We start from the raw sequence: 14918 nt of genomic DNA, 5'->3' as shown, positions 1-14918 counted from the left end.
CCCCCCCCCCCCCCCCCCGCCCAAGGCAACCGCACGAACCCGAATGTGGTCGATGTTTCACGTGAAACGGCGAGTGAGCCACGCGTTGCAGGCACAGACCCATCGCGCACTCACGTCCGCGAGCCTGCCCGCTGACAGTGGTGGGCGGCAAAGAGCAATATCCCGGCACGTCGCGACAGCCGGGCCGAGAGACACTCGACCGGGACCACCCTCGCCATCACAAGGACCCATCGTCGCCAGGTCGGAGCCGACAGCGACGTTACGACTCACGCGAAAACATACCGCTCTGCACACACGGCCACGACCTACGACAGCGGACCGCTTGACGCGCCAGGAATCGCGGCACGATCACTCGCCATCGGCCAGGCGCCCGTCGGGAACGCGAATGCGCCACGCTCGACTTCTTCCGTGCCGCTCCGGCATCCGGGACTACACTCCACGGTCGCCCACGACGAGAGAGCCCGGCGCTCAGAGAAGGACACGACGACAGCCACCCCCGCACCGAGGACTGTCGGACGTCACAACGTGCGCCGCCGCACCCACGGATCCGGTGTGGTGAGGAGTTGGACGACGTATCTGCCGCAACCATGTCGCGCAGCGCGCCCGCTGATGGCCCAGGGGAGCGCCCCGACCATCGCGGCGGCGCCACCCACACACGCGCACCGGACGCCGAACGGAACCCTCACTCCCGGCGCGCACGCGACGGCGCCACGTTCGACGACACGCCACCGGCGACAACCGCACCCGCATGTCGGACCCCCACGGCAGACTCTCCCTCATGACCCTTCAACCCGGCGACCCGCTCCCGCCCGCACCCCGCGTCGCTCCCGACATCGACGATGACTTTTCGCGCGGTGCCTTCAGCGACGCCTGGGTCCTGCACTACCTGCCGCACTGGACGACACCCGAGCGCTCGGCCGCACGATGGGGATTCACGTCGGCCGGCCTCGCGTTGCGGATCGACCAAGACCAGCTCGACTGGCGGCCGGAGGACGCACCCCTCCGCGTGTCCAATCTGCAGACCGCGACCTTCTCCGGCCCTGCCGGCTCAGCGGTCGGCACCCACCGCCATCGTCCCGACGGACTCGCCGTGCGGACACCGACCCCCACCGATCTCCGCTACGCCCCGCGAGCCGGCCGTGTCGATGTGACCCTACGCGCGAGCTCGGACGCGGATTGCATGACCGCGATCTGGCTCGTGGGGACCGAGCACGAAGACCCGCGCGACTCGGGTGAGATCTGCGTCGTCGAGATCGACGCCGACGCACTGGGGGAGCACACGAGTATCAGGTGCGGGATCAAGGCCCATCACGACGATCGCCTGACGACGGACATGATCACGACGACCGTCCCGCACGACGCCGGGGAACATCTCACGTGGACCGTCGTGTGGGGTGGGGGAGTGACCACGATCGGATGCGAAGGAATCGTCGTTGCCGAGTTCGACCAGTCACCGGACTACCCGCAGATGTTGCTCATCGACATCTTCGAGATGTCACCGGGCACCGGAACCTACCCCAAGTCGACGACGGTGCGGAGAGTGAAGGCTTGGTCCACCCGTTCCCAATGAATGGGAGTGGGCTACCGCGAGACCGTGGCCGTCAGCACACGCGTCGGCTCCTCGACGACGCCCTCGCCGACGATGTGGATCTCGACGCCGGTCACGCCGAACCGGCGGATCTGCTTCTCCGCGGCATCCACTTCCGCGGCGACGTTCGCGCCCTTCAGATACGCCAGCCGACCGCCCACGCGCGCGAGCGGAGCCGTCCAGGGGATGAGGGTGCGCAACGCACTCACCGCACGTGCGGTCACGACGTCGAAGACGCGTCCCTTAGCCCACTCCTCGGCGCGAAGGCGCTCGACGACGACGTTGTCCAGACCGAGTGCTTCCACCTGCTCCGTCAGCCACACGGTGCGGCGCTCCATCGGCTCGATGAGCGTGAACTCCACGTCGGGGCGGGCGATCGCCAACACGATGCCCGGGAGGCCAGCGCCCGAGCCCACGTCCGCGACACGACCGGTGAAGAAGGGGGCGGCGACCGCGCTGTTGAGAATGTGACGCGACCAGAGCCGCGGCACCTCCAGCGGGCCGATCAGACCGCGCTGCTCACCGTGCTTGGCCAGCGCTTGCGTGAACTGACGAGCCAGGTCGATACGGTCGCCGAACACCGAGGCGGCGGCATCCGGTTCCGCTTCCAGTTCGTTCGTCACGTCCAACGGGTCAGCCGCGACGCAGCACGGTGTGCCTGTCGGCGCCCTCACCGAACGACTCGGACGCGTATCCGCGGGCGGCCGCGATGTCGTGCACGAGCTTCCGCTCGTAGCTCGACATGGCCGGCAGCGACGCCTGCGAGGCACCCTCCTCGAGGCGCTGGATCGCGCGATCCACCAGGGTCTCGAGCTGGCGCTGACGTGCGTCTCGCGAGCCTCCGATGTCGAGGATCAGGCGCGAGAACCGGCCCGTCGCGTTCTGCACGGCGAGGCGCGTGAGCTCCTGCAGCGCCTGGACCGTGTCGGGGTGAGAGAGCGTGGAGAGCGCCGAGGCGTCCTCCGCCTCCACCGAGACGTACGCGCGACCGGCGCGCACGTCGAGAGCGAGATCACCGTCGATGTCGGCGATGTCGAGCAGCCCCTCGAGGAAGTCGGCGGCGACGTCGCCTTCCTGCTCGAGCTGCTCTTCCGTGGCGGCGGTGGGTTCGGTCGCGATCTGCTCGGACGTCGTCATCATGGTCTCCGGGTGCTCAGGAGGGGGTGTCGGTGCCGGGCTTGGCGGTCGTCCGCGGTGCCGTTCCGGGCGCCTTGGTCGACTGCTGCTGCTTCTTGGCGCGCTGCTTGCCCACGGGCTGCTGACGCTTCGGCTGCGCCGCGCGCGCACGCTCCGCCTCCTCGAAGAGTCGCTGCTGCTCGGCCTCGTACTTCTCGATCGGGACGACCTTGCCGTTCGAATCGATCGCCTTGCCCTTGCGCGCCAGACGCTCTTCGCGAGCCCTGGCGGCGTCGGATCCGGGCGTCGGCATCTCGCGGATGACGATGAACTGCTGCACCATCGTCCAGATGTTGCTGACGAACCAGTAGATGACGACACCGAGCGGGAAGAAGATACCCGAGAAGATGAAGGCCAGCGGCAGGATGAAGAGCATGATCTTCTGCATCTGGTACGCCTGACCAGTCTTGGCCTCGGGCGACAGGTTCTTCGAGATGATCTGCAGCTGCGTGAAGAACTGCGACGCGATCATCAGGACGACGAGGGTCAGCAGGATCGCGACCGTGAACTGTCCGTCGGGCTGACCCCACGCGGTGACGAGGTTGACGTGCATGGATGCCACGTCGAACAGGCGCGCGTCGTAGAACTCGCGAGTGAGTTCAGGGGTGAGCAGACCCACACCACCCAGACCGCTCGTGGCATGCTTCGCGACATCGTTCAGCACGCTGAACAGGGCGAAGAAGATCGGCATCTGCACCAGCAGCGGCAGGCAGCTGGAGACCGGAGTCGTCCCGTGCTTCTTGTACAGCGCCATGGTCTCGCGGCTCATCGCCTCGCGGGAGAGCTGGTCGCGCTTGCCCTTGTACTTCTCCTGCACCTTGCGGAGCTCGGGGGCGATCTCCATCATCTTGCGCTGGCTCTTGATCTGGCGCACGAAGAGCGGGATGAGCGCGGCACGCACGACGAGCACGAGCCCGACGATCGACAGCACCCAGGTGAGACCGGCCGCGGGCGCCATGCCCAGCGACGTGAAGAGCGCATGCCAGCCGACCAGCACGAGCTCGACGGCCCATTTCAAGGGCCAGAGGACGATTCCAATGAGATCCGGCACGGATCAGTCCTTTCGGGAGGGCACGACGAAGCCGTGCGGAGTGAGTTCGTGGCGGAAGGCGCGGTGCGGACGGACATCGTCGATGCCTCCCTGAGCCCAGGGGTGGCAGCGGGCGAGGCGGGCCGCGGTCAGAGCGGCTCCCTTGACGAGTCCGTGCTGCTGCACGGCGCCCACCGAGTAGGCGGAGCAGGACGGGTAGTACTTGCACACATCGCCGTAGACGTGCGAGATCGTCGCCCGGTACGCGTGGAGAAGGGCGAGGCCGGCGTTACGGGGGAGGAGGGGAAGGGATGCCGCGACCGTGGACCATTCCAGGTGTCCGACACCAGTGGATGAGGTGGGGAGCGTCGAGGTGCTCACGCGGCGGCCTTGCGTTCCAGGCACCGAACGACGTCGGCGCGGAGATCGGCATAGTCGGCCGTGGCGGCCGACGGAAGTGCTCGGATGACGACCGAGGCGCCCCCGCGAACGAACGGGAGCGCCTCGGCGCACACCGCCTTGAGACGGCGGCGAACGGTGTTGCGAATGACGGCCGAGCCGACCTGACGGCTCACGATGAAGCCGAAGCGCGCCGGACCCTCGTCCGGGGCGCCGCCGACATAGGTCACGGTGTGCGTTCCGGCACAGCGAGAACCCCGACGGACGGTGGCTTTGTAGTCCGATCCGCGGGTGAGTCGGTTCGGCTTCGCGAGCACTGGGTGGGTCAGGCCGAGAGCTCGGTGCGGCCCTTGGCGCGACGCGCCGACAGGATCGCGCGGCCGGCGCGGGTGCGCATGCGGGCGCGGAAGCCGTGCTTCTTGGCGCGGCGGCGGTTGTTGGGCTGGAAGGTGCGCTTGCTCATGGGGTCACTCCGGAGGTGATGTCACCCGATGCTCTTCTGCCGGGGGACGTGGTCGGGACTGCCGTGTAGGCATAAGTCAACCGACTAAGGCTACGTCGCGCGCGACGTTAACTCAAACCGAGAGGCCGACCGCTCATTATCCCCAAGCGTCATCCACACCCGTGGCAAAGACACGCGAGCGCGTTCTACAGTTGATTTTGCTCCGTGCGGACCGCGAACTAGCGTGTCCCCGGAAGTTATCCACAGGTTCGGCGCGATGCACGTCGACAGTCGCGCGCCGAGTTCCCGGAGGGGATATGTCTTTGCACCAGGTACCGGATGTCCCTGTCTGGTCCGCCGTGCTCGACCACCTGCTCACCGACGACCGCGTCACGCCGCAGCTCCACGGCTTCCTGAACCTGGCCGTGCCGCAGGGCGTGATGGGCGGCACCCTCTACCTCGACGTGCCGAACGACCTCACCGCCGCGCAGATGAACAAGCGCATGCGCGCACCCATCCTCGAGGCCCTCACCCAGGTGCAGGGCGTCGACCCCGAGGTCAGCAACTTCCGCGTCGTCGTGAACCCCGATCTCATCGAGTCGCACCGGCCGACCACCGCCGACGAACGCTCGACATCCGCGTCGACGAACGCGATCGCCCCGACGCCGCTGCCCGAACAGGCGCCCGACCCGATCGTCCCGGCATCCCGGAACGACACGCGACTGAACCCGAAGTACACCTTCGACAACTTCGTCATCGGTCAGTCCAACCGTTTCGCGCACGCGGCCGCGGTCGCGGTCGCCGAAGCGCCGGCGAAGGCCTACAACCCGCTCTTCATCTACGGCGACTCGGGACTCGGCAAGACGCACCTCCTCCACGCCATCGGCGACTACGCCGCGAGCATGTACGCCGGCATCCGCGTGCGATACGTCTCGAGCGAAGAGTTCACGAACGACTTCATCAACTCGATCGCGAACAACCGCGGCTCCGCCTTCCAGGCGCGGTACCGCGACGTCGACATCCTCCTGATCGACGACATCCAGTTCCTGCAGGGTCGCGCCGAGACGCAAGAGGCGTTCTTCCACACCTTCAACACGCTCCACGATCACGACAAGCAGGTCGTGATCACGAGCGATCTGCCGCCCAAGCAACTCACCGGGTTCGAAGACCGCATGCGCAGCCGTTTCGAGTGGGGTCTGATCACGGACGTGCAGGCGCCCGACCTCGAGACGCGTATCGCGATCCTCCGCAAGAAGGCGCAAAGCGAGCGGCTCCTCATCCCCGACGACGTGCTCGAGTACATCGCCACCGTGGTCTCGTCGAACATCCGCGAACTCGAAGGTGCGCTCATCCGCGTCTCGGCGTTCGCGAGCCTCAACCGCTCGACGCTCGACATGTCGCTCGCGCAGACGGTGCTCCGCGACATCATCGATCAGGACGACGCGAACGTGGTCTCGCCGACCGACATCATCACCGCGACGGCGCAGTACTTCAAGCTGTCGGTCGACGACCTCTACGGATCCAGCCGTTCTCAGGCCGTGGCGACCGCGCGCCAGATCGCGATGTACCTGTGCCGCGAGCGCACGAGCCTGTCGCTGCCGAAGATCGGTCAGCTCTTCGGCAACCGCGATCACACGACGGTGATGTACGCCTACAAGAAGATCAGCGACCTGATGAAGGAGCGGCGCTCCATCTACAACCAGGTCTCGGAGATCACGACGCAGCTCGGGCGCATGCGCTGAGCGCCCGCCTGAACCGAGGGGTTCGTCCGCATCCGCGGGCGAACCCCTTCGTCGTTTTCGCCCCCGAACGGGGCTCGGACGGCCTCTCATCACGATGTTTCAGCCGGTTCTACACAGTGTGGAAAACCTGTGGATAACTCGAAATCTCTGCGGAAGACATGTGAACGACACGCGGACGCCTGTGGAGGACGGCGCGAACCCGCATCGACCCGATCGTGTTAACTGCGCAGGCTCTCCGCAGCGCGTCCACAGGTCACAGCCGTGTAGTTCCCTGCTGTTAACACGCATCGCGCGAGTTATCCACACTCTCCACAGCTGTTAACAAGATGAAGAATCCATTGATGAGTTAACAGAGATCCGATGACCTTGTGGTGCGGAAGCGGGTCGACGTGTGCCGACGCGGTCGGGCACTAGCATGGGAAAGCCATACCGCCGTCAAGGGAGCGCCCGTGAAGTTTCACGTCAATCGCGATGTCTTCAGCGAAGCCGTTTCGTTCGTGGTCAAGCTCCTGCCGCAGCGGAACCCGCAGCCGATCCTCGCGGGTGTGCTGATCGAGGCGAACGAGCAGGGTCTGACTCTCGCGGCCTTCGACTACGAGGCATCCGCGCGCACCACGATCGAGGCCACGGTCGATGAGCCGGGCACGATCCTCGTCCACGGACGTCTCCTCTCCGACATCGCCAGCCGGCTCCCGAACGCCCCCATTCAGATCGCGGTCGACGACGACGGCGGCATCCTGCTCACGTGCGGCTCGGCGCGCTTCACGCTGGCATCCATGCCCGTCCAGGAGTACCCGGCGATTCCCGAGGTGACCGGCGAATCTGGTCTGGTCCCGGCCGACGACTTCGCCACCGCGATCGCGCAAGTGGCCTTCGCCGCGTCGCGCGACGACGTGACGCCCGTCCTCACCGGCGTGCAGCTCGAGGTGACGGGCACGCAGCTCAGCCTCGTCGCCACCGACCGCTACCGCGTCGCGCTGCGCGAGATCCCCTGGGACGGCGGGTCCGCGGCATCCGATGAGCCCACCACCGCCCTCGTGCCGGCGCGCACACTGCAGGAGGTCGGCAAGACGTTCGCACACGGCGGCGACATCTCGATCGCGTTCTCCGGTTCGGGCGACCGCGAGATCATCGCGTTCTCCTCGGGCAACAAGACCGTGACGTCGCTGCTCATCAAGGGCAACTTCCCGCCCGTGCGTCGGCTCTTCCCCGCGCAGACCGAGCACCACAGCGTCGTCAACACCGCCGAACTCGCCGAGGCCGTGCGTCGTGTCGCGCTCGTGCTCGACCGCTCCGCGCCGCTGCGGTTCACGTTCGGTCCCGACGGGGTGTCGATGGATGCCTCGGGCACCGAGCAGGCGCGCGCGACGGAATCCGTCGACGCGACGCTCGTCGGCGACGAGGTCACCCTCGGTCTCAACCCGCAGTACCTGCTCGAGTCGCTCGGTGCCGTGCGCAGCGAGTTCGCGCGGATCACATTCACGTCGAGCGACAACGCGAACAAGCTCAGCCCCGTGCTCATCACCCCGCAGACCTCGGTCGACAAGGGTGGCGAGGGCTCGTTCAAGTACCTGCTGCAGCCGAACCTCCTGTTGCGCTGAGTCGCCCCCCACCCCGGCGGATGTCGGGGGCGGCGGGTAGTCTGACCCGGTGATCGTGGAGCAGCTCGGACTAACGGATTTCCGCAATTACGCGGCTGCCGACGTCTCGCTCTCCGCGGGGGCCAATCTCTTCGTCGGTCGCAACGGGCAGGGCAAGACCAATCTCGTCGAGGCCGTGGCCTACCTCGCCACCCTCGGCTCGCATCGCGTCTCGAGCGACGCCCCGATGGTGCGCGACGGGGCGGATGCCGCGATCGTGCGCGCGCGTCTCGGCCACGGCGAGCGCAGCGTGCTGCTCGAGCTGCAGCTCAACCGCCAGGGATCGAACAAAGCGCGGGTCAACGGCGTGAACGTCCGCACGGCCGAGCTTCCCCGCTACGCCCAGGTCGTGCTGTTCGCGCCGGAGGATCTCCAGATCGTCCGCGGCGACCCCTCGGCCCGCCGACGGTTCGCCGACCAGCTCATCGTCCAGCGCGCCCCTCGGCTCGCCGGCGTCCTCGCCGACTACGACCGCGTACTCCGCCAGCGCACCGCCCTGCTCAAGTCGGCGCGCGCACGCGGCGTCCGCGGCGACGCCCTCGGAACGCTCGACGTCTGGGACGACAAGCTCGTCTCGCTCGGCACCGAGGTGATCGAGGCGCGGCTGGCGTTGGCATCCGATCTGTCCGTCCCCGTGGCCGACGCCTACACGGCGATCGCGGGTGCCGACCACGATCCGCGTCTCCGTTGGGCGTTGTCCGTCGTCGGCGGCGACCCCGAGGAAGGCGACGCGGCGGCCGACACCGGCACCACCGGGTCGCTCGCCGATCAGTTCCGCGCGGCGCTGGCAGCCCGTCGACCGCAGGAGCTCGAGCGCGGGCTGACGCTCGTCGGTCCTCACCGCGACGACCTCGTCCTCGAGGTGCGTGGTCTGCCGGTGAAGGGGTACGCCTCACACGGCGAATCGTGGTCGGTCGCGCTCGCTCTGCGCTTGGCATCCGCCGAACTCCTCCGCGCCGAGTCGCGCCTGGGGGATCCGGTGCTGATCCTCGACGACGTGTTCGCCGAGCTCGATGCGGGCCGGCGCACGCGTCTGGCCGAGCTCGTGGCCGGGTTCGAACAGGTCATCGTGACCTCGGCGGTGGAGGAAGACGTGCCCGACGGCCTGCGTGCGCACGTCGTCCGGGTCGAGGCCGGTCGGATCAAGGACGCCGATGACTGACGAGCCCGATCTTCCCGAGACCCTCGCGACGTATCTGCGGCTGCGCGGTCTCGAACCGTCGCCCTACCGGAAGAAGAAGCGGCGTCGCCGCGCCGACGACGGTGAGAACGCCCCGTTCACGCCCGGGCGCGACCCGCGCGGACTCGGCGACGTGCTCTCGACGCTGACGAAATCCGCCGGGTGGGAGCCGCAGCTCGCGCGGGAGGACCTGGTCCGTACGTGGCACGACGTCGCCGGCGCCGACACCGCCGCGCACACGCGTCCGGTGGCCCTGGATGCCGGGATGCTGACGGTCCAGGCCGACTCGACGGCGTGGGCGAAGCAGCTGCAGCTGATGCGCGCGCACATCCTGTCGGAGATCATCCGGCGCTTCCCCGAGGCGGGGGTCGAGGCGATCCGCTTCATTGGGCCGGACGTCCCCTCCTGGAAATGGGGGACGAGAGCCGTTCCAGGCCGTGGCCCGCGCGATACCTACGGCTGAGCCATGGTCGGGGTCGGTTCGTCATCTTTTCTCCCCTCCTAGGGGCGTACACACCGATTTGGGAGGCCCTGCGCGATAGGATGGAGGTTCCGACGAATCGATCTGGAGCTCGCGAAGTCATGACGTCCGAAAACCCCGACAGCGTTTCCGAGGAACCCGTAGCCGAGTCGACCGCTCACCCCGCGAAGGTTCCCAACGAGTACGGGGCAGACGCCATCCAGGTGCTCGAGGGCCTCGAGGCCGTCCGCAAGCGTCCCGGCATGTACATCGGCTCCACCGGCGAGCGGGGCCTGCACCACCTCGTGCAGGAGATCGTCGACAACTCCGTCGACGAGGCCCTCGCCGGCTACTGCGACACCATCGACGTCACGATCCTCTCGGACGGTGCCGTCCGCGTGATCGACAACGGCCGTGGCATCCCGGTCGACATGCACCGCACCGAGGGCAAGTCGACCGTCGAGGTCGTCCTGACCGTCCTTCACGCCGGTGGAAAGTTCGGCGGCGGCGGCTACGCGGTGTCGGGCGGTCTGCACGGTGTCGGTTCGTCGGTCGTGAATGCCCTGTCCACGCGCCTCGAGGTCGAGGTGAAGCGTCAGGGCCACGTGTGGCGCCAGTCGTTCCGCGACGGCGGCGTGCCCCAGGCACCCCTCGCGCAGGGCGAGGAGAGCGAAGAGACCGGGACGTCGATCACGTTCTGGCCGGATGCCACGATCTTCGACACCGTCGATTTCGACTACGACACGCTGCGCACGCGCTTCCAGCAGATGGCCTTCCTCAACAAGGGTCTGCGCATCAGCCTGCGCGACGAGCGTCCGCAGTCGATCGTGACCGAGGGCGAGCCCGGCGAAGAGACGACTGTCGCGCGCCACGACTCGTTCCTCTACGAGCGCGGCCTCGTCGATTACGTCGAGCACCTCAACCGCGTCCGCAAGGCCGACGTCGTCAACGACGAGATCATCGAGGTCGAGTCCGAGGACACCGACCGCAACATCGCACTCGAGCTCGCGATGCAGTGGACGACGGCCTACACCGAGAACGTCTTCACCTTCGCGAACACGATCAACACGCACGAGGGCGGGACGCACGAAGAGGGCTTCCGCGCCGCGCTCACGACGCTCGTCAACCGGTACGCGCGCGCGAACAACCTCCTCAAGGAGAAGGACGACAACCTCACGGGTGAGGACATCCGCGAGGGACTCACCGCCGTCATCTCGGTCAAGCTGTCCGAGCCGCAGTTCGAGGGTCAGACGAAGACCAAGCTCGGCAACACCGAGGCGCGCGCGTTCGTGCAGAAGGTGGTCGGCGACAAGCTCGGCGACTGGTTCGACCGCAACCCCGCGCAGGCGAAGAACATCATCCGGAAGGCCATCGACGCGGCCACCGCGCGTCTGGCCGCCCGCAAGGCGCGCGAGACCGCGCGTCGCAAGAGCGTCTTCGAGTCCGCCGCGATGCCCGACAAGCTCAAGGACTGCACCTCGAAGGACCCGTCGATCAGCGAGATCTTTCTCGTCGAGGGTGATTCCGCTGGCGGCTCGGCGGTGCAGGGCCGCGACCCGCACACGCAGGCGATCCTCGCCCTCCGCGGCAAGATCCTCAACGTCGAGCGCGCGCGCCTCGACCGGGCGCTGGGCAACAAGGAAGTCCAGGCGATGATCCAGGCCTTCGGCACGGGCATCGGCGAGGACTTCGACATGGCCAAGGCCCGGTACCACAAGATCGTCCTGATGGCGGATGCCGACGTCGACGGCCAGCACATCACCACGCTGCTGCTCACGCTCCTCTTCCGCTACATGCGCGGGCTCATCGAGGCCGGGTACGTCTACCTCGCCCAGCCGCCGCTGTACCGCCTGAAGTGGTCGAACCACCCCCACGAGTACGCGTACAGCGACCGGGAGCGCGACGCGCTCCTCGTCGAGGGCCAGGCCGCCGGTCGCCGCATCCCCAAGGACAACGGCATCCAGCGCTACAAGGGTCTGGGCGAGATGAACGACCACGAGCTCTGGGAGACGACCATGGATCCCGAGACCCGCACGCTTCGTCAGGTCACGATCGACGACGCCGCGTCCGCCGACGAGATCTTCTCGGTGCTCATGGGCGAGGACGTCGAGTCGCGGCGCAGCTTCATCCAGCGCAACGCCAAAGACGTCCGCTTCCTCGACATCTGATCCCGGTCGACTCGATACGAAACTGAGAATCCATGGCTGACGACACCACTCCCGAGCCCGCCGGCGCGCGCGAAGAAGCCGCCCACAACCACGGCAAGATCGACCAGGTCGACCTCCAGCTCGAGATGCAGCGGAGCTACCTCGACTACGCGATGAGCGTGATCGTCGGGCGCGCCCTGCCCGACGTGCGCGACGGACTCAAGCCCGTCCACCGCCGCGTGATCTACGGCATGTACGACGGCGGCTTCCGCCCCGACAAGTCGTTCTCGAAGTGCGCCCGCGTGGTCGGCGAGGTCATGGGCCACTACCACCCGCACGGCGACGCCCCGATCTACGACGCCCTCGTGCGTCTCGTGCAGCCGTGGTCGCTGCGCTATCCGCTCGCGCTCGGCCAGGGCAACTTCGGCTCTCCCGGCAACCAGGGGGCGGCGGCTCCCCGGTACACCGAGACGAAGATGGCTCCTCTCGCGCTCGAGATGGTGCGCGACATCGAGGAAGAGACCGTCGACTTCGAGGACAACTACGACGGCCAGACCCAGGAGCCGAAGGTCCTCCCGGCGCGCTTCCCGAACCTGCTCGTCAACGGCTCGGTCGGTATCGCCGTCGGTATGGCGACGAACATCCCGCCGCACAACCTCCGCGAGGTCGCCGCGGGCGCCCTGTGGGCGCTGGAGAACCCGGATGCGAGCCGCGAGGAGCTGCTCGAAGCGCTCATCGATCGCATCCCGGGGCCCGATTTCCCCACGGCCGCGCAGATCCTCGGCACCCGCGGCATCAAGGACGCGTACCGCACGGGTCGCGGCTCGATCACGATGCGCGCCGTGGTGAACATCGAGGAGATCCAGGGCCGCACGTGCCTCGTGATCACCGAGCTGCCGTACCAGGTGAACCCCGACAACGTCGCGGTGAAGATCGGCGACCTCGCCCGCGAGGGCAAGATCACCGGCATCGCCGACATCCGCGACGAGACGTCGGGCCGCACCGGCCAGCGCCTCGTGATCGTGCTGAAGCGCGACGCGGTCGCCAAGGTCGTGCTGAACAACCTGTACAAGCACACGCAGCTGCAGGAGAACTTCGGCGCGAACATGCTCGCGATCGTCGACGGCGTGCCGCGCACGCTGTCGCTGGACGGCTTCATCAGCCTGTGGATCGAGCACCAGATCGAGGTCATCGTCCGGCGCACGCGCTACCGCCTCCGCAAGGCGGAGGAGCGCATGCACATCCTGCGCGGCTACCTCAAGGCGCTCGACGCGCTGGACGAGGTCATCGCGCTCATCCGCCGGTCGCCGACAGCCCAGGATGCCAACGAGGGCCTGCAGAAGCTCCTCGACATCGACGACATCCAGGCGCAGGCCATCCTCGACATGCAGCTGCGACGCCTGGCGGCCCTCGAGCGGCAGAAGATCGTCGACGAAGCGCAGGAGCTCGAAGCGCGCATCGCCGACTACAACGACATCCTCGCGACGCCCGGACGCCAGCGGACGATCATCCGCGATGAGCTCACCGCGATCGTCGACCGCTTCGGCGACGACCGCCGCACCGAGATCCTGCACGGTTTCGACGGCGACGTCTCGGTGGAAGACCTCATCGCCGAGGAGGAGATGGTCGTCACCGTCACCCGCGACGGCTACATCAAGCGCACGCGCAGCGACAACTACCGCTCGCAGCACCGCGGCGGCAAGGGCGTGAAGGGCGCGCAGCTGCGGGCCGACGACGTCGTGGAGCACTTCTTCGTCACCACGACCCACCACTGGCTGCTCTTCTTCACGAACAAGGGCCGCGTGTACCGCTCGAAGGCGTACGAGGTTCCGGAGGCCGGTCGGGATGCCAAGGGCCAGCACGTGGCGAACCTCCTCGCGCTGCAGCCCGACGAGGAGATCGCACAGATCCTCGACATCCGCGACTACAGCGTCGCGACGTACCTCGTGCTCGCGACCCGTAATGGTCTCGTGAAGAAGACCCGCCTCGACGAGTACGACACCAACCGCCAGGGCGGCGTGATCGCCATCAAGCTCCGCGGCCAGGTCTCGGACGACGGTGAGGATGCCGAGCAGGGTGCGGCCGACGAGCTCGTCAGCGCGCTGCTGGTCGACGAGGGCGACGACATCCTCCTCATCAGCCGCCTGGGCATGTCGCTGCGGTTCTCCGCGACCGACAGCGCGTTGCGCCCGATGGGGCGCTCGACGTCGGGCGTGAAGGGCATGGACTTCCGCGCCGGCGACAGCCTGCTGTCGGCATCCGTGGCCAAGGACGACGAGTTCGTCTTCATCGTCACCGAGGGTGGCTACGCCAAGCGCACGTCGGTCACCGAATACCGCATGCAGAACCGCGGCGGACTGGGCATCAAGGTGGCCCGTCTGACCGAGGATCGTGGGGTTCTCGCGGGTGGTCTGATGGTGTCCGAGGGCGACGAGGTCCTTGTGGTTCTTGCCAGCGGCAAGGTGGTACGCTCCTCCGTGGCCGAGGTGCCTGCCAAGGGTCGCGACACGATGGGAGTCGTGTTCGCCCGTGCCGGAGGCGATGATCGCATCATCGCGATCGCCCGGAACAGCGAACGAAACCTGGCCGAGACGACGGAGACGACACCCGATCCGGCCGCGCCCGACGCGGTCGAGACCGCCTCCTCTTCCGAGACCCCCGAGGAAAGTACTGACGCATGAGCACGGTAGCCGACAAACTCGCCAAGAAGTCGACGCACAAGACCTCGGCCAAGCAGGTGCGTCTGCGCCTGGTCTACATCGACTTCTGGTCGGCCGTGAAGCTCTCGTTCCTCGCGGCCGTCGCGATCGCCGTCGTCACGGTGGTCTCGTACTTCCTCGTCTACCTCGTCGTGAGCGCCACCGGACTCATCGGCAAGGCCGACGAGTTCTTCGCGAGCTTCACGGACGGCAGCGCCACGCTGTCGCAGTACGTGGGTCTGCCCCAGGTCATGGCGTTCGCGGCCATCGTCGCGATCCTGAACCTCATCGTCGTGACCGTGATGGGCGCCGTCGTCGCCGGCATCTACAACCTCGCGGTCAAGGTCACGGGCGGTCTGCTCGTCGGCTTCACCTCGAACTGACGCCGATTCGGAAAAACCTCGAGATTCGGGTA

14 protein-coding genes are annotated in these 14918 nt (G+C 67.4%); 8 read left to right on the top strand and 6 right to left on the bottom strand.

Going from position 1 to position 14918, the window contains the following annotated elements; all coding sequences use genetic code 11:
- Positions 1 to 778 precede the first annotated feature (778 nt).
- Positions 779 to 1570, top strand: coding sequence for a hypothetical protein (locus tag AVW09_RS13765; RefSeq protein ID WP_063258615.1), 792 nt, complete (start codon positions 779 to 781; stop codon positions 1568 to 1570).
- A gap of 11 nt (positions 1571 to 1581) precedes the next feature.
- Here the strand turns inward: AVW09_RS13765 and rsmG are convergent, their stop codons facing one another.
- From rsmG to rpmH, 6 genes are read right to left on the bottom strand one after another with little or no spacing between them, the layout of a single operon-like run.
- Positions 1582 to 2211 (bottom strand): 16S rRNA (guanine(527)-N(7))-methyltransferase RsmG, encoded by a 630-nt coding sequence (rsmG, locus tag AVW09_RS13760; RefSeq protein ID WP_063258614.1) that lies wholly within the window; start codon positions 2209 to 2211, stop codon positions 1582 to 1584.
- Between the two features lie 10 nt (positions 2212 to 2221).
- Positions 2222 to 2728, bottom strand: coding sequence for a Jag family protein (locus tag AVW09_RS13755; protein WP_063258611.1), 507 nt, complete (start codon positions 2726 to 2728; stop codon positions 2222 to 2224).
- Between the two features lie 13 nt (positions 2729 to 2741).
- Positions 2742 to 3815: a membrane protein insertase YidC gene (yidC, locus tag AVW09_RS13750; protein WP_063258610.1), complete on the bottom strand. Its 1074-nt coding sequence runs from the start codon at positions 3813 to 3815 to the stop codon at positions 2742 to 2744.
- Positions 3816 to 3818: 3 nt separating this feature from the next.
- On the bottom strand, positions 3819 to 4175 hold the full coding sequence (gene yidD, locus AVW09_RS13745; RefSeq protein ID WP_197462647.1) for a membrane protein insertion efficiency factor YidD: 357 nt from the start codon (positions 4173 to 4175) through the stop codon (positions 3819 to 3821).
- A complete protein-coding gene (gene rnpA / locus AVW09_RS13740; protein ID WP_022879827.1) occupies positions 4172 to 4510 on the bottom strand; it encodes a ribonuclease P protein component in 339 nt (112 codons plus the stop codon). The genes yidD and rnpA overlap by 4 nt, the downstream gene beginning before the upstream one ends.
- Positions 4511 to 4518: 8 nt before the next feature.
- Positions 4519 to 4656 (bottom strand): 50S ribosomal protein L34, encoded by a 138-nt coding sequence (gene rpmH / locus AVW09_RS13735; protein WP_022879826.1) that lies wholly within the window; start codon positions 4654 to 4656, stop codon positions 4519 to 4521.
- Positions 4657 to 4952: 296 nt separating this feature from the next.
- Between rpmH and dnaA the strand changes: the two genes are divergently transcribed.
- The 7 genes from dnaA to AVW09_RS13700 all read left to right on the top strand — a co-directional run bounded on the left by dnaA (position 4953) and on the right by AVW09_RS13700 (position 14886).
- Positions 4953 to 6377, top strand: a complete 1425-nt coding sequence (gene dnaA, locus AVW09_RS13730) for a chromosomal replication initiator protein DnaA (RefSeq protein ID WP_063258609.1) — start codon at positions 4953 to 4955, stop codon at positions 6375 to 6377.
- Between the two features lie 449 nt (positions 6378 to 6826).
- The gene (gene dnaN / locus AVW09_RS13725; protein WP_022879652.1) at positions 6827 to 7978 is read left to right on the top strand and encodes a DNA polymerase III subunit beta; all 1152 of its coding nucleotides are present in this window, start codon (positions 6827 to 6829) and stop codon (positions 7976 to 7978) included.
- A 49-nt stretch (positions 7979 to 8027) separates the two neighbouring features.
- Positions 8028 to 9179: a DNA replication/repair protein RecF gene (recF, locus tag AVW09_RS13720; RefSeq protein WP_063258608.1), complete on the top strand. Its 1152-nt coding sequence runs from the start codon at positions 8028 to 8030 to the stop codon at positions 9177 to 9179.
- The gene (locus AVW09_RS13715; RefSeq protein WP_063258607.1) at positions 9172 to 9660 is read left to right on the top strand and encodes a DUF721 domain-containing protein; all 489 of its coding nucleotides are present in this window, start codon (positions 9172 to 9174) and stop codon (positions 9658 to 9660) included. Before recF ends, AVW09_RS13715 begins: the two co-directional genes overlap by 8 nt.
- A gap of 119 nt (positions 9661 to 9779) precedes the next feature.
- A complete protein-coding gene (gene gyrB, locus AVW09_RS13710) occupies positions 9780 to 11825 on the top strand; it encodes a DNA topoisomerase (ATP-hydrolyzing) subunit B (protein ID WP_063258606.1) in 2046 nt (681 codons plus the stop codon).
- A 32-nt stretch (positions 11826 to 11857) separates the two neighbouring features.
- A complete protein-coding gene (gyrA, locus tag AVW09_RS13705) occupies positions 11858 to 14485 on the top strand; it encodes a DNA gyrase subunit A (protein ID WP_063258605.1) in 2628 nt (875 codons plus the stop codon).
- Positions 14482 to 14886 (top strand): DUF3566 domain-containing protein, encoded by a 405-nt coding sequence (locus AVW09_RS13700; protein WP_063258604.1) that lies wholly within the window; start codon positions 14482 to 14484, stop codon positions 14884 to 14886. Before gyrA ends, AVW09_RS13700 begins: the two co-directional genes overlap by 4 nt.
- The last annotated feature ends 32 nt before the right edge of the window (positions 14887 to 14918 follow it).

It is taken from the genome of Microbacterium sp. T32, from assembly GCF_001619615.1.
Taxonomy (GTDB): Bacteria; Actinomycetota; Actinomycetes; order Actinomycetales; family Microbacteriaceae; genus Microbacterium.
The sequence above is the reverse complement of the archived record's forward strand: the minus strand, read 5'-3'. Positions and strand labels throughout refer to the sequence as shown.

What these genes read in the sequence shown, in the direction of transcription:
- AVW09_RS13765 (WP_063258615.1), top strand. Translation starts at nt 779, where the DNA reads ATGACCCTTCAACCCGGCGACCCGCTCCCGCCCGCACCCCGCGTCGCT.
- AVW09_RS13755 (WP_063258611.1), bottom strand. Translation starts at nt 2,728, where the DNA reads ATGATGACGACGTCCGAGCAGATCGCGACCGAACCCACCGCCGCCACG.
- rpmH (WP_022879826.1), bottom strand. Translation starts at nt 4,656, where the DNA reads ATGAGCAAGCGCACCTTCCAGCCCAACAACCGCCGCCGCGCCAAGAAG.
- dnaA (WP_063258609.1), top strand. Translation starts at nt 4,953, where the DNA reads ATGTCTTTGCACCAGGTACCGGATGTCCCTGTCTGGTCCGCCGTGCTC.
- AVW09_RS13715 (WP_063258607.1), top strand. Translation starts at nt 9,172, where the DNA reads ATGACTGACGAGCCCGATCTTCCCGAGACCCTCGCGACGTATCTGCGG.
- gyrB (WP_063258606.1), top strand. Translation starts at nt 9,780, where the DNA reads ATGACGTCCGAAAACCCCGACAGCGTTTCCGAGGAACCCGTAGCCGAG.
- gyrA (WP_063258605.1), top strand. Translation starts at nt 11,858, where the DNA reads ATGGCTGACGACACCACTCCCGAGCCCGCCGGCGCGCGCGAAGAAGCC.
- AVW09_RS13700 (WP_063258604.1), top strand. Translation starts at nt 14,482, where the DNA reads ATGAGCACGGTAGCCGACAAACTCGCCAAGAAGTCGACGCACAAGACC.